A 13,708-nucleotide genomic window follows, 5' to 3' on the forward strand; every position below is an offset into this window, starting at 1 on the left:
TAATATTATTATAGTTTTATGAGCGCATGCCGATGAATTTTTTGAAGCGTTGGAAGATGCCTTTATCTTCTTCTAAAGATTGTAGCGGAACATTTTCTCCAAGGATTCTTCTTGCGATATTTCGATAAGCAATGGAAGCTTTAGAGTTGGGGTTTAAAGCAACAGGCTCGCCATTATTAGAAGCTTTAATGACTTCCTCATCATCGATCACAATACCTATTAAATCAATCGCCAATAACTGGACGATCTCATCCACTTCCATAATGTCGCCACTTTGCATCATATGATTCCGGATCCGGTTGATAATAAGACGAGGAGATTCCGTCATTTCTTCCTGTTCCAAGAGGCCTATGATGCGATCAGCATCACGCACGCTTGATTTCTCGGGATTCGTTACGACAATAGCCCGATCCGCTCCCGCAATAGCATTTTGAAATCCCTGCTCAATTCCTGCAGGGCAATCAATAATTATATAATCATATTCTTGCTTCAATTCAGCAACGATTTTTTTCATACCTTCAACGGTAACCGCAGATTTATCACTGGTTTGTGCAGCTGGGAGAAGAACCAAAGAGTCGAAGCGTTTATCGCGAATCAATGCTTGATTTAACCGGCAGCGTTCCTCAACGACATCCACAATGTCATAGATAATCCGATTTTCAAGTCCCATAATCACATCAAGATTTCTTAAGCCTATATCTGTATCCACCAGACAGACTTTTTTCTCCATTAAAGCTAATGCTGTACCTATATTAGCGGTCGTTGTTGTTTTTCCTACGCCACCTTTACCAGAAGTAATTACAATAGCTTCACCCATTTTGCATTCTCCTTTCGAATCCGCTTATTTCATTTCGTTTCCGTGAAAGAAGCTTTAACGAATCAATGATGATTTTATCTTCATTTTCATCAATTATGCCACACTCCATATAGACACCATCTGCTTCATAGTCTGGTGCGCGGCTAATATAGTCAGCAATCCGCAACTGAGTCGGCTTCATATAAGATGCTGCAATAAATGCACTGCGATCACCTTTATAACCAGCATGGGCAATCCCGAATAAATTACCTAAAACATAAATATTACCAGTGGCCATAACCTTACCACCCGGATTTACATCACCAATAAGCAAGAGATCGCCAGTTACTTTTAAGACTTGTCCAGAACGAATAATCCGGTGGATCGTCTTAATTTCACTCTCCTCTTTCCAGCGCAGCGCTTCATCACGGTGAACAACATTTGTTTCAATTGCTGTTACTTTAAAATGATTTTCCCCTTCAATCATATCCCGTAACTTATACTGCTTTTCTTCGTCTACAAAACGATTGCCAGATTGTACTTTCACAGAAACAACCGGTTCATTTTTATTTTGTTGAGTCGATTGTAATTTATCTTTTAATTCGACAAGGGCTTCTTCAAAAGGCACTTCATCATCAATCATTAATGTAAGGCCTTCCCTGTTCCCTTTTATCGTGATTATTGGTTTCTTTTCATGCAAATTTCGTCACCTCTTCCAAAAAAGCCCTAAATATCCTCCACTTTTTAATTTCCGTGATCCAATTGTTCCTCACTCCAGCGAACAATTCGTTTTTTAAGTAAAGGAAAGAGAAGTAGTAAAAATAACAGATTAGCAAGTATTGTCGGCAGTAATCTTCTAAGTAAATAATCCGACCAAATCATATCTGTCACACCAATAACGGTATACATCAAGTAAATTAAGCCATCAGCAAGCGTAATTGCCGTAACACATAGTAGAAGCAAGACGTAAAAATTACGGTGCAATATTTTCCGGAGCCCATGTACAGCGTAGATTGCGATCCCATAGGAAAACATATAAACACCAAGAACACCTGCATAGACAACATCAATTAATAGCCCAAACATAAAGGCATATACAATGGAATAATATGTATCTTCCAGATCGTAGTAAACAGCAATGTAAACAAGAAAGGCAAGAACCCAGTGAGCGATAATTAAATAATCACTTAATGCTATTTCTTTTGGTAGAAGGTTGATTGCCAAACCCTCAAAAATTACAAGAACAAGTAGAATGAGTGGTAAGTAGGCCTTTTTCATTCTTCATTGTCCTCCTCTTCTCCATCATCTGCCTCACTAGATTCATCAACTTGGTCAACTGCACGGTCAAGTACGATGACATGATTAATATCATACATATCGGAAGACGGCTCAACAAGAGCAATCTGAGTTAAACCGTATTGATCTGATGTCACTTCCTTTACTGTACCAATCGGAACTCCCGCTGGAAATACGCCCCCCATACCAGAAGATACGACAAGGTCATCTTCCGCTATGTCTTGCTCCGATTCTTCAATGATACGGAAGAGCAATGAATTCGTCTCTTCATCAAACCCTTCGATCATACCGAATATATTGCGTCCCTTATCACGGGAAACCATAGCAGATATCCGATTAAATTGATCAAAGCCGGTTAACAATTTTACTCTAGCAGTATGCTCATTGGCTGACTGGACCTTTCCAATCATCCCATCTGCCGTCATAACTAACATATTTGCTTTGACACCGTGATTTTTACCTTTATTGATTGTTACCTGTTCAAGCCATCTTTCGGGAGAGCGGGCAATAACGATTGCCTGAATTGCCTCATGACTGCGAATTGAATCAGATTCCATCAAATCGAGCACATCACGTAATTCTTCATTCTCTTTATTAACTTCCTGAACTTCGTAAATGAGTGAGCGGTACTGGCTAAGTTGTTCTTTCAGTACCTGATTTTCTTCATATGTGTTGCGGAAATCTTTAATATTTGTAAAGACATCTGTTGTAAAATTGACTGGTGTGTGGATCACATATTGCACCCAGCCAATCGCATCGTTTATAAATTCTTCTGCAAAGGTAACTTTTATCCGGTCTTTGAAGGTGTAACCAACAAGCACGACGAGTAAGATAAAGCCAATCAGAAAGATAAAAAGTCGTTTATTTCTAAAAAAACGCATGAAAACACCTACTTAATTATTTGAAGATAGAGTTGATACATTTGTATTTCGGAAATGCTGGATATAGTCAATTGACTTCCCTGTTCCTACTGCCACGCTTTCTAGTGGCTCTTCCGCAATGAAAACCGGTATTTTCGTTTCATCACTTATTACTTGGTCAATATTTTTGAGCATCGCGCCACCGCCTGTCAGTACAATACCACGATCCATAATATCTGCAGCAAGTTCTGGCGGCGTTTTTTCAAGTGTATTCTTCACAGCTTCAACAATTGCATCCACTGTTTCATTTAAAGCAGAGGATACTTCTTTCGCGGTTACTGAAATTGTTTTCGGCAAGCCGGTCAGCAAATCTCTTCCTCTGATATCCAATTCGCTGTCTTCGGTTACTTCTCCTGCCGTTCCAATATCTAATTTCATCGATTCCGCTGAACGTTCTCCAATTAACAAGCTATATTCTTTGCGGATATAATTAATAATCGCATCATCCATATTATCACCAGCTACACGGATTGAACGGCTTGTAACAACACCGCCAAGGGAGATTACCGCAACTTCTGTTGTTCCCCCGCCAATATCGACTATCATACTGCCTGTAGGCTCCCAAACAGGAAGACCAGCACCGATAGCAGCAGCAAATGGTTCAGAGATTGCAAACGCCTCGCGGGCGCCAGCTTGTTTAGTCGCATCAATTACCGCACGTTCTTCCACCATTGTAATCCCGGAAGGAACACAAATCATTACGTTCGGTTTCTTTGCAAAAATGGAACGACCACGCATTGCCTTCTTAATATAATAATTCATCATCGCTGCCGTCGTGTCATAATCCGCAATAACCCCATCTTTCATCGGACGAATAACTGTTATGTTTCCTGGCGTACGACCAATCATATTTCTTGCATGACTTCCAACCGCTTCGATATTACCTGTTTCCAAATTTTTGGCAACAACGGACGGCTCCCGCACAACTACTCCTTTACCTTTAACGAACACCAATGTATTTGCAGTACCTAAATCGATACCAAAATCCTGCGAAAAACTAAACTTTGCCAATCCAATCTCCCTCTCCGTTCACGAATTTCTTATATGTAGTTAACTATATCTATTTCTTAAACCTGTTGCAAACATTCATTTTATCCTTTTTCAAGATTAAGAAGCGCCACTTTCAATTGTTAGCAGAAAAATGGCGCTTGATAAAACAATTCCTATAATATTATACGAAATAAATGATAAAATAGATAGTCTTATATTGTTACAGATACCCTTTTTCCTTCAATGACACAAATTTACGATTTCCAATGATTAAATGATCGAGTACTTCTATTCCCATTATTTTCCCAGCCTCGACTAAGCGTCTCGTGACATGGATATCTTCTTGGGAAGGTGAGGGATCGTAGGGTAGGAATCATGCGCCTTACTTTGTTCCCAAGGCAGGTTTCACAATTCCTCCCTCAGAACCGTACGTACACCTTTCAGCGTATACGGCTCGCCAGTTGACTAATCGGAATTTGCTGCTCATGGTGATCATGATGGCACTTATAACATAGAACAATGGTTTTTCTATTGCGTTCAATCATTTTTTTGTCCAAATATGTTAAGTGTTTCTTTTTCTTCAGGTCCTTTAACTTACGGACATGATGAACCTCCATCTGACCTTCTGTTGTACCACACGCTTCACATTTGTTTGCTAATAAACGCTGTTCAAATTCAGTTCTGCCCGAATATTTCATTGTATTAACTAATATATCAATATCGGGTGTGTCTGCTTTGATTGCACCTTTATGCTTAGGTAGGTCTTTAAGCTTTACGAACTGGTGTAATTTTTCATTTCCATGTTTATCTTTCCTTACAAGGCATAAGACACCTTGTTTGTGGGTCCGCATACTATAAGCAACCTTCCTGGAGGTACTTCTTCTTTTATTAGCAATCGTTTTTATAAAACTACTTTCAGCTAAATAAAATAGTTTATCTAGATGATGATAATTATTAGCTAACTTGTAGAAATTTGCGATTCCTCTCAATTCAGCGTTATAGGTATGGAGAATTTCCATTTCCGAATTGTTTATTAGTTTTGCTCTGTGTATAATTTTAAAGGTATCTAAATTACCATATCCATTTTCAATTGCAAATTCTTTGATTTTCTTTTCAGGAATTTCTAACTTTATTGCACCTGATAGAGTTCTTTTTTTCAAGGGATGCTTTTGGTTTTTATATAAGACCCTTTTTACCTTAACCTCATTCCATCTACGAAATTCATATCCAATAAAGGGAATTGGATTTTCAAGATGGGTAATCAGTGTTTTTTCGTCGCTGAGTTCAAGATGGAGTTCCTGTTCTAGAAAACTTCTAATCGTTTCTTTCATTTTCAAAGCACTTTGTTTTGAGCCGGCAATTCCAATCACGAAATCATCAGCATAGCGGACATATTTCATTCTTTGATAGTTTTGATCCATTGGGTCAATAGAGGGAACTTCTAATTGTTTAGCTTTAAGTTCCTGAATATTGAGGACTAACTCCTCCCTACCTTGCCAATGACTATGCCCGTTTCTTTCATCGAGTCTTGTAATCTTTCGTGTTAGTGTGCTGATTTTTGATCGAACCTTGATGTACTCCTCATTTCTTGCCCTATTCTTACCTTTATCAAATGCCTTCATTTGTCTTTCCATAAAGAGGTCAAACTCATGAAGCAAGATATTGGCTAGAATAGGAGAAATGATACCTCCTTGTGGTGTACCACTATAAGTTTTATTGTATGTCCAATTTTTCATTACACCACTGGTAAGCGCATTATGAAGTAGAAGAAGGAAACGATGATCATTTATTTTCTTTGAGATAAGTTTTAGTAGTACAGTGTGGTCAATATGGTCGAAGAAGCCTTTAATGTCTCCTTCAATACACCAAGTTAGTCCTTTCCACGTGTTTTTGATTTGAGATAGAGCTGTATGGCAGCTTCTCCCTTCTCTAAACCCATGAGAATTATCCGAGAACACTGGCTCAAATACATTTTCCAGTATCATTCTCATAACTTCCTGTACCATCTTATCTTTAAATTTTGGAACTCCTAAAGGTCTCTTTTTACCATTGGATTTTGGGATATAAACCCTGCGTACAGGTGCAAAGCGGAATGTTCCAGCTTTTAATTGCTCTATGATGTTATCAATTTTATGTAAACTGAAACCATCTATTGTTTCATTAGATGTTCCCTTTGTTAGGTTCCCTGGATTCGGATATAGTTTTGCATATGCTTTAATCCACAACTCTTTGTTATACATGAGACGATAACAATCCGTGATAATGTTTCCTTTTTGAGAAGCTTTCCTTATAACGTCCAACTGATGAAATGGATTTGTTGCCATATTCATGACTCCTTTCTCGTTGACGTTAACATCAACCTATCTCCCTTCCCCCTGCTAAACTCATTACAAGCAAACGTTGAGTACTATGGAGACTCCGTTACCATATGCAATTTTCATAGACCCTTGTCTAATAGCCAATCGGCACTTGCACGTAGGTAATCCCTGCATTATGACATAATTTTAGATGCGTGATGGTTAGGTATCCCTTTCGACGGTTTCCTCATACGGAGGATTGAAGGACAAACCTTACTATGGACAGGGCTCCGGAGAATACCCAGTAGACACTCTGGCGATATATCTCCCATTTTGTCCTCATCGCCTGTTAACTATCGTAGGCAACGGCGCACCCATCGCTCATTCGTCTAGGATTCAAGCAGTTTAGCTTTTACCATACATCACTTGGTCTGAAGAACTGACTCGACGTTAGATAGTTTTGTCGTCTCTTCTCCTTTTCACATCATGCTCTGTTCCCTCTATGGATTTCTCCTCAAGGTAAGATGCTGACCATGGAACGTTGTAAGGAGTTCCAGATTACTAATTAATCGCTAAAATTACGCATCTTGCAGGCGCACGCCGGAAGGATGATTATGTGTCAGAATTATCGAAGCAGCTGAACGCTTTGCAGCTTCACGGAAGACCTCGCGCGGGTGAACGATCGAAGCATTGAGGCTTCCAACAAAAATGGTTTGCCGGTGCATAACGTGGTTCTTGGTGTCCAGGAACAAAACGACGAAATGTTCCTGCTTCAATAAGCGCATCTCTTCCATGACATAATTTGCTCCGTCGTCGGGTGAGCGGATCACGTATTTATCATCCGGTTTATACTGACTCATTCTTTTGCCAAGTTCGATTGCAGCAAGGATCTGCACTCCTTTTGCATGACCGATTCCATTAATCGCTGTCAATTCTTCAAATGTGGCATCGTGTAATAGTTTTAACCCTTCAAAATGCATAAGCACCCGATTGGCAAGCATCATGACGGACTCTACTTTCGTACCGCTACCAAGCAGGATTGCTAAGATTTCCTGATTGGTCAGATGACTTGCTCCAAGTCTAATAGCACGTTCCCTCGGTCTATCCTCTTTCGGTACATCTTTAATCATGATTTGCATTCCTACAACCTCCTTTCTTGCTCTTACTTTACGAACTTCGCAAGGAAAACTCAACTTCCCGTATCCCTTTTTTATAGACTGTTTTCTAAGTGAAAATACAAAAACCACCCGAGGATATTCTCCTTATCAGGTGGTTTTATCTGTTGATAATTCTAAAACAGACAAGTTATAAATTATCATAAGCTTGCATGACTTGCAGAAGGTAAACTTCAATATTTTCTGTCTGTTCACTCAAAATTTCAACGAGATTCCCTAATTCATCTGCTTTCGGTGCTTGTTCCAAATGGTTCACGAGGGGAGTGTTTTCTTTGGCAGTTAATGCTTCCTCCCATACTTGCCCAAGCTGTTCAACCCATTCAGACGCACCTTCTGTTAGTTTCAGCTCTTTTTCATTTGTTTGCCACTCTTTGACGAACACATCGAATCCTTCACCTTGTAACTCCATCGCCCTTTGTTTAGCTTGTTCCTCTGTATGGGAAATCCCAATCAATAAAAAGTATTGACCGTCTCGTTCCCAAATGAATGCTGGTTCTCCTGCTGACATATAGGATTGCTGCCATTCCTCTGCATTTGCTTTTTCCTCAAATAAACCAGCTTGGAGAACGTATGCAGCAAGTGTCGGCAATTGTTGCTCCGCTTTTACTTGATTGTCCGTTCCTTGAGCGGTGACTGCTGTAGAGGGACTCGGATCCTCACCCGTCTGCTCGTTTTCGATACCGGTAAATAAATTGATAATAAATATTCCTAACACTGTACCAATCACACCGGCTGATAGAATGGTCAGGAAAACAGGTGCAAGCCAACTATTATCCTTTACTTTTTTTGGATGATAATGGACAGGTGTAAACTCATTTTCCACTTTCTTCTTTACTGCGCTGCCATCCTCAATAAACCGATCATCCGTATATTTATTATCTGACATCTCGTCACTCCCTGCTAGAATTCCTTTGCATTACTCTACCATATCCAGAATGAAAAACTAGAAGAAATTTGTCAGGTGAATTGTAAAAGTTTTCTACAACTTTTTACGTTGATTCAATAAATAGTGACGTATCTCTGTTATAAAATGAAGAGAGCCGGTAATAAAATATACGCTATCACTTTGTAAAGTACGTTCGAGAACTGCTTGATAGTCAGAATCTATTTGATCGACCGAGGTATTTCCTTGGAATTCATCAAGGTTCCATGCCCGCGGATGATCGAAGGAAGTAAGGGTGACATGATCAAATTGTTCTGTTAGTAAGTCCAGCATCTCTTCCGTTGCCTTATCACGAAACATGGCAACAATCACATGTCTCTCCGCATCTGGGAATAATTCATTGGCAGTCTGAACAAAAGCCTTTATCCCGTCCGGATTATGAGCGGCGTCAAGGATAATCGTTGGGTTACTTTGAATCTGTTCAAACCGGCCAGGAAGCATCGTCTTTTCCATCTGGTGGATCCCTTTTTCTACATCCATTTCAAAGCCATTTCCCTTTAAAATAAGTACCGCTTGAATCGCAAGACTGACATTATCAAGCTGGTGTTCACCTTTCATTTGCAGATTAAGCTGGCTGCGATTAAAATCGATCCCAAGCCTATAATAGGGAGCATGTTTATGCCGGGCCTCTTCTTTAATTACAGCAAAAGCTTCCTCACTCACATTACCAATGATAACCGGTATCGCCTTTTTAATAATTCCAGCCTTGTGCCAAGCAATTTCCTCCTCACTTCCCCCTAAATAATCCGTGTGGTCAAGAGCAATCGATGTAATAATCGACAGAATCGGCTGCAAGACGTTCGTTGTGTCGAATCGCCCACCCATTCCCGTCTCAATGAGAACAATTTCTCCATTTTCCGCAAAAAAAGAAAACGCCAGAGCAGTAAGTATTTCAAACTCTGTCGGTGCAAGATTCGCCTTATCCATTTCCCTAATATGCGGGAAAAGGCGATTCATCCATTCAAGTAATGCTTGTTCAGATAGTTGTTGATCGTTTAAAAAAATGTGGCCTCCTAAGCCCGTGAAGCTCGGTGATGTAAAAACCCCAACCTCATAGCCGTTTGCCATCAGGGCGGCTTTAATAAAATGCAATGTCGATCCTTTACCGTTCGTACCGGCAATGTGAATCGCTTTGAAATGTTTTTCTGGGTTATTTAAACGATTGAGCAATCCAGTAATCCGCTCAAGACCTGGTTTCATCCCCAATTTTTTTCGTTCATTGAAAAACACTTCCACCTCTTGTATAGTAGAAAACATGATAACACCGCTTTCCTCGATTGATCGTAAGTTAATTATAGCAGAAAGGAAAATGAAAGTTGAAACGAACCGGATGGATCATCTATAACGGCAACTTGCCAGGAAATAAATTTCTTGATTTCGCGGAAATGATTCAAACAGCTGCAAGGACATTAAATAGTAAGGCTGAAATTATTAAAAATAATGATTTACTAAGTCTGCTTACAACCTCAAGCCTTGGTTTATTATCGGAAACCTCCCTCCCTGATTATGTAGTATTTACAGATAAGGATATTTATTTAGCGAAGCAATTGGAATACCTTGGTGTTCCTGTATTTAATCAGGCAAAAGCGATTGCTGTGAGTGATGATAAAATTGCAACGTATCAAAAACTTTCCAAATTACAGCTGCCAATTCCGAAAACAATTATCGCTCCAAAAATCTTCCACACAGGGAGTTTTGACGAACGGATTATAGATAAGGCAATTAAGGAACTCGGATTTCCTCTCGTAATGAAAGAAGCATTCGGTTCCTTCGGTGAGCAAGTATATCTTGTTAAAAATAAACAGGAACTCGATAAAAAACTTCAGTTAATCGGCAATAAGCCATTTGTCTTCCAGGAATTTGTCCACACGAGTTATGGAGTGGATATTCGTTTGCAAGTTGTAGGTGACAAAGTCGTTGCTGGAATGAAAAGGAGGTCTGCAGACGATTTCCGGGCTAATATTACGGCGGGAGGCCGAATGGAAGCTTATACACCATCTCAAGAAGAAGAAGAACTAGCAGTGAAGGCGGCGAAAGCAATCGATGCTGATTTTGCCGGAGTTGATTTATTGAATGGTGATAGAAATCAGCCAATCGTATGTGAAATAAACTCCAACGCACATATCCGGAATTTATATGAATGTACTGGCATCAATGCTGCAGATTACATGATGGAATATATTTTAAATAAATTATAAAGGGGAACAAAAAAACAGCTGGGGTTCAATGAGTTGAGCCTCCAGCTGCTTCTTTTTTTCCTAACCTTTTAATTCTTCCAGTCTTGCTTTTACTTTTGCCTGTTTTTCCAAGTAATCTCTTTCCTTCTGTCTTTCCGATTCAACTAGAGCTTCTGGAGCTTTACTCACAAAGCCTTCATTAGATAATTTCTTCTTAACTCTATCTACTTCTTGAGTCCATTTTTCCAATTCCTTTTCCAGACGTTCCAATTCTTTATCAATATCGATTAGACCTTCCAGCGGCAGGAAAATCTCTGCTCCTGTCACAACGGCTGTCATTGCTTTATCTGGAACTTGTAGCTTAGCGGCAATTTCTAATTTTTCCGTATTACAGAAACGCTCCACATATGCTCGATTTCGCTCAAGTTCAGAGACAATTTGTTCGTTCTCCGCCTCAATTAGCATATTGATCTTCTTCGACATTGGTGTATCAACTTCAGCTCTGATATTACGAACTGACTTGATGATGGCCATAAGACGAGACATTTCTTTAACAGCCAGTTCATCATGTAATTCCTGTTTCACTTGTGGCCAGCTGGCAATGGTAATGGATTCTCCAGCATGTGGCAGTTGCTGCCAAATTTCTTCTGTAATAAACGGCATAAACGGGTGCAACAAACGCATCGTCTGGTCAAGCACATAAGCTAATACAGATTGCGTCGTTTTCTTCTTGGCGGCATCATCACTATAAAGTGGCAGTTTCGCCATTTCAATATACCAGTCACAGAACTCATCCCAAATAAAGTTATATAACTGACGACCCGCTTCCCCAAATTCATATTTATCCGTATTCTTCGTTACTTGATCAATCGTCTCGTTCAATCTTGTCAAGATCCATTTATCAGCAACTGAAAGATCTCCAGACAAATCAATATCATCATAGTTGAAATCCTCTAAGTTCATTAAGACAAATCGGGAAGCGTTCCAGATTTTATTCGCGAAATTCCAAGTTGATTCAACCTTTTCCCAGTGGAATCGTAAATCCTGTCCAGGCGTTGAGCCAGTTAACAAGAAGTAACGAAGGGAGTCTGCCCCGTATTTATCGATAACATCCATCGGGTCAACACCATTTCCAAGAGATTTACTCATTTTCCTTCCCTCTGCATCACGGATTAATCCATGAATGAGCACATCTTCAAATGGCTTTTCCCCTGTAAATTCCTTCGACTGGAAAATCATCCGCGCTACCCAGAAAAAGATGATGTCGTAGCCAGTTACGAGTGCTTTAGTCGGGAAGTAACGTTTGAAATCAGCCGCTTCCGTATCCGGCCAGCCCATCGTAGAGAACGGCCAAAGGGCGGAGGAGAACCATGTATCAAGTACATCTTCATCCTGTTCCCAATTCTCATGGTCACGAGGGGCTTCTCTTCCTACATAGATTTCTCCTGTTTCTTTATGGTACCAGGCCGGTATCCGGTGGCCCCACCATAACTGTCGTGAAATTACCCAATCACGAATGTTTTCCATCCAGTGGAGGTACGTCCGTTCGAACCTTTCTGGGAAGAAATTGACTTTATCATCACTCTCTTGTAGCGCAACTGCAGCATCAGCAAGTGGCTTCATTTTTACAAACCATTGGGTCGATAAGTACGGTTCCACAACTGCACCGCTTCGTTCCGAGTGGCCAACCTGGTGGACCCTTTCCTCAATCTTCAGGAGGGCACCGATTTCCTCTAGATCTTTTACAATCTGTTCACGGCATTCAAACCGGTCCATCCCCTCATATTTACCAGCATTTTCGTTCATTGTACCGTCTTCATTCATAACAAGAACTCTTTCCAAGTTATGACGATTACCAATCTCAAAGTCATTCGGATCATGGGCTGGTGTTATTTTTACCGCGCCAGAACCTAGTTCCATATCAACATAATCATCTGCAACGATTTCGATTTCTCTACCGACAAGTGGCAAAATTACCGTTTTCCCAATAAGATGTTGGTACCTTTCATCATCCGGATGGACAGCTACCGCCGTATCTCCAAGCATCGTTTCCGGACGTGTTGTAGCAATCTCGATAAACTCATCACTATCTTTGATGGGATATTTAAAGTGATAAAATTTCCCTTCGACCTCTTCATGAATTACTTCAATATCGGAAAGAGCTGTTTTTGTTTGCGGATCCCAGTTGATAATGTATTCGCCACGGTAAATGAGTCCTTTCTCATAAAGCTTGACGAAAACCTCTTTAACCGCATCGGACAATCCTTCATCGAGCGTAAATCGTTCTCTCGAGTAATCAACACTTAAGCCGAGCTTTTCCCATTGTGAACGAATGAAAGAAGCATACTCTTCCTTCCATTCCCAAGACTTCTCAAGGAACTTTTCCCGTCCAAGCTCATAACGGTTCGTTCCCATCTTTTTCAATTCACCTTCAACTTTTGCCTGGGTTGCAATTCCTGCATGGTCCATCCCTGGAAGCCAGAGAACATCATATCCTTGCATTCGCTTCATGCGGATAATCGTGTCTTGCATTGTCGTATCCCAAGCGTGCCCTAGGTGGAGCCTGCCCGTTACGTTTGGCGGTGGAATAACGATAGAATAAGGTTCTTTCTTCGGATCATTCGGGGCTTCAAAGAATTTCCCCTCCAGCCAAAATTGATAACGACCTGCTTCTACTTCATTTGGATTATATTTTGATGGCAATGTTACTTTTTTATCCGACATCACCGATCACCCTCCTTTAGTTTTAACAATTAAAAAAACCCTTTCCATCCTTCAAAAAAGGACGAAAAGAGTTAACTTCCGTGGTACCACCTTTGTTTACAAATAAATATTTGTACACTCATCGACAGATATCGGCGCATAGCCGGCGTGCCTCTACTGTAATTCGAAGCAGCTGCATCAAGGGCGACCTTCCAGCACAACCTTCCTAGGAAATTCTCAGCAAATCATTTCCCTTCCTGTAGGCGTTCATCCTGTACTCTTCCCAATCATTTGCATCATTATATTTTAATTACCTTATATTGTATACACTTCACTTAAAAACGTCAACTCTTTACTGGAACAAGTTTGTGTCAAGATTTTCTCGGTACCCTTTCCACTCCAGTATTTCTG

Annotated in this window: 11 protein-coding genes, 1 pseudogene and 1 other annotated feature; of the genes and pseudogenes, 1 reads left to right on the top strand and 11 read right to left on the bottom strand. The window is 40.3% G+C overall.

Annotated elements, in window-relative coordinates; all coding sequences use genetic code 11:
• Positions 1-16 precede the first annotated feature (16 nt).
• The 10 genes and pseudogenes from minD to IEX94_RS06955 all read right to left on the bottom strand — a co-directional run bounded on the left by minD (position 17) and on the right by IEX94_RS06955 (position 9,674).
• Complete coding sequence (gene minD / locus IEX94_RS06910) at positions 17-817, bottom strand: septum site-determining protein MinD (RefSeq protein ID WP_156856291.1); 801 nt, start codon at positions 815-817, stop codon at positions 17-19.
• Positions 810-1,496: a septum site-determining protein MinC gene (gene minC / locus IEX94_RS06915; RefSeq protein ID WP_156856292.1), complete on the bottom strand. Its 687-nt coding sequence runs from the start codon at positions 1,494-1,496 to the stop codon at positions 810-812. The genes minD and minC overlap by 8 nt, the downstream gene beginning before the upstream one ends.
• Positions 1,497-1,540: 44 nt before the next feature.
• On the bottom strand, positions 1,541-2,074 hold the full coding sequence (gene mreD, locus IEX94_RS06920) for a rod shape-determining protein MreD (RefSeq protein WP_188856594.1): 534 nt from the start codon (positions 2,072-2,074) through the stop codon (positions 1,541-1,543).
• Positions 2,071-2,973: a rod shape-determining protein MreC gene (gene mreC, locus IEX94_RS06925; protein ID WP_188856595.1), complete on the bottom strand. Its 903-nt coding sequence runs from the start codon at positions 2,971-2,973 to the stop codon at positions 2,071-2,073. Before mreC ends, mreD begins: the two co-directional genes overlap by 4 nt.
• A 12-nt stretch (positions 2,974-2,985) precedes the next feature.
• Positions 2,986-4,023 carry a rod shape-determining protein gene (locus tag IEX94_RS06930; protein ID WP_188856596.1) on the bottom strand — a complete coding sequence of 346 codons (1,038 nt, stop codon included), beginning with the start codon at positions 4,021-4,023 and terminating at the stop codon, positions 2,986-2,988.
• Between the two features lie 199 nt (positions 4,024-4,222).
• Positions 4,223-4,363 (bottom strand): annotated as a pseudogene (locus IEX94_RS06935) (JAB domain-containing protein); the annotation flags it as partial.
• A gap of 79 nt (positions 4,364-4,442) precedes the next feature.
• Positions 4,443-6,326 carry a reverse transcriptase/maturase family protein gene (locus IEX94_RS06940; protein ID WP_188856597.1) on the bottom strand — a complete coding sequence of 628 codons (1,884 nt, stop codon included), beginning with the start codon at positions 6,324-6,326 and terminating at the stop codon, positions 4,443-4,445.
• Positions 6,327-6,877: 551 nt separating this feature from the next.
• The gene (gene radC / locus IEX94_RS06945; protein WP_188856598.1) at positions 6,878-7,438 is read right to left on the bottom strand and encodes a RadC family protein; all 561 of its coding nucleotides are present in this window, start codon (positions 7,436-7,438) and stop codon (positions 6,878-6,880) included.
• Between the two features lie 166 nt (positions 7,439-7,604).
• Entirely contained in the window at positions 7,605-8,360 is a 756-nt protein-coding gene (locus IEX94_RS06950; RefSeq protein ID WP_188856599.1) for an SPOR domain-containing protein, read from the bottom strand.
• A 93-nt stretch (positions 8,361-8,453) separates the two neighbouring features.
• The gene (locus IEX94_RS06955) at positions 8,454-9,674 is read right to left on the bottom strand and encodes a bifunctional folylpolyglutamate synthase/dihydrofolate synthase (RefSeq protein ID WP_188856600.1); all 1,221 of its coding nucleotides are present in this window, start codon (positions 9,672-9,674) and stop codon (positions 8,454-8,456) included.
• A gap of 59 nt (positions 9,675-9,733) precedes the next feature.
• Between IEX94_RS06955 and IEX94_RS06960 the strand changes: the two genes are divergently transcribed.
• The gene (locus IEX94_RS06960; RefSeq protein WP_188856601.1) at positions 9,734-10,615 is read left to right on the top strand and encodes an ATP-grasp domain-containing protein; all 882 of its coding nucleotides are present in this window, start codon (positions 9,734-9,736) and stop codon (positions 10,613-10,615) included.
• 60 nt (positions 10,616-10,675) lie between these two features.
• Here IEX94_RS06960 and IEX94_RS06965 read toward each other — a convergent pair whose 3' ends face one another.
• On the bottom strand, positions 10,676-13,318 hold the full coding sequence (locus IEX94_RS06965; protein ID WP_188856602.1) for a valine--tRNA ligase: 2,643 nt from the start codon (positions 13,316-13,318) through the stop codon (positions 10,676-10,678).
• Between the two features lie 54 nt (positions 13,319-13,372).
• Positions 13,373-13,597: a binding site (T-box leader), on the bottom strand.
• Between the last annotated feature and the right edge of the window lie 111 nt (positions 13,598-13,708).

This window comes from Oceanobacillus indicireducens, assembly GCF_014647195.1.
Taxonomy (GTDB): domain Bacteria; phylum Bacillota; class Bacilli; order Bacillales; family Amphibacillaceae; genus Oceanobacillus; species Oceanobacillus indicireducens.

Bases quoted from the DNA above. Each gene is read 5' to 3' on its own strand.
- radC (WP_188856598.1), bottom strand. From the start codon at position 7,438: ATGCAAATCATGATTAAAGATGTACCGAAAGAGGATAGACCGAGGGAA.
- minD (WP_156856291.1), bottom strand. From the start codon at position 817: ATGGGTGAAGCTATTGTAATTACTTCTGGTAAAGGTGGCGTAGGAAAA.
- mreC (WP_188856595.1), bottom strand. From the start codon at position 2,973: ATGCGTTTTTTTAGAAATAAACGACTTTTTATCTTTCTGATTGGCTTT.
- mreD (WP_188856594.1), bottom strand. From the start codon at position 2,074: ATGAAAAAGGCCTACTTACCACTCATTCTACTTGTTCTTGTAATTTTT.
- IEX94_RS06950 (WP_188856599.1), bottom strand. From the start codon at position 8,360: ATGTCAGATAATAAATATACGGATGATCGGTTTATTGAGGATGGCAGC.
- IEX94_RS06965 (WP_188856602.1), bottom strand. From the start codon at position 13,318: ATGTCGGATAAAAAAGTAACATTGCCATCAAAATATAATCCAAATGAA.
- IEX94_RS06940 (WP_188856597.1), bottom strand. From the start codon at position 6,326: ATGGCAACAAATCCATTTCATCAGTTGGACGTTATAAGGAAAGCTTCT.
- IEX94_RS06955 (WP_188856600.1), bottom strand. From the start codon at position 9,674: ATGTTTTCTACTATACAAGAGGTGGAAGTGTTTTTCAATGAACGAAAA.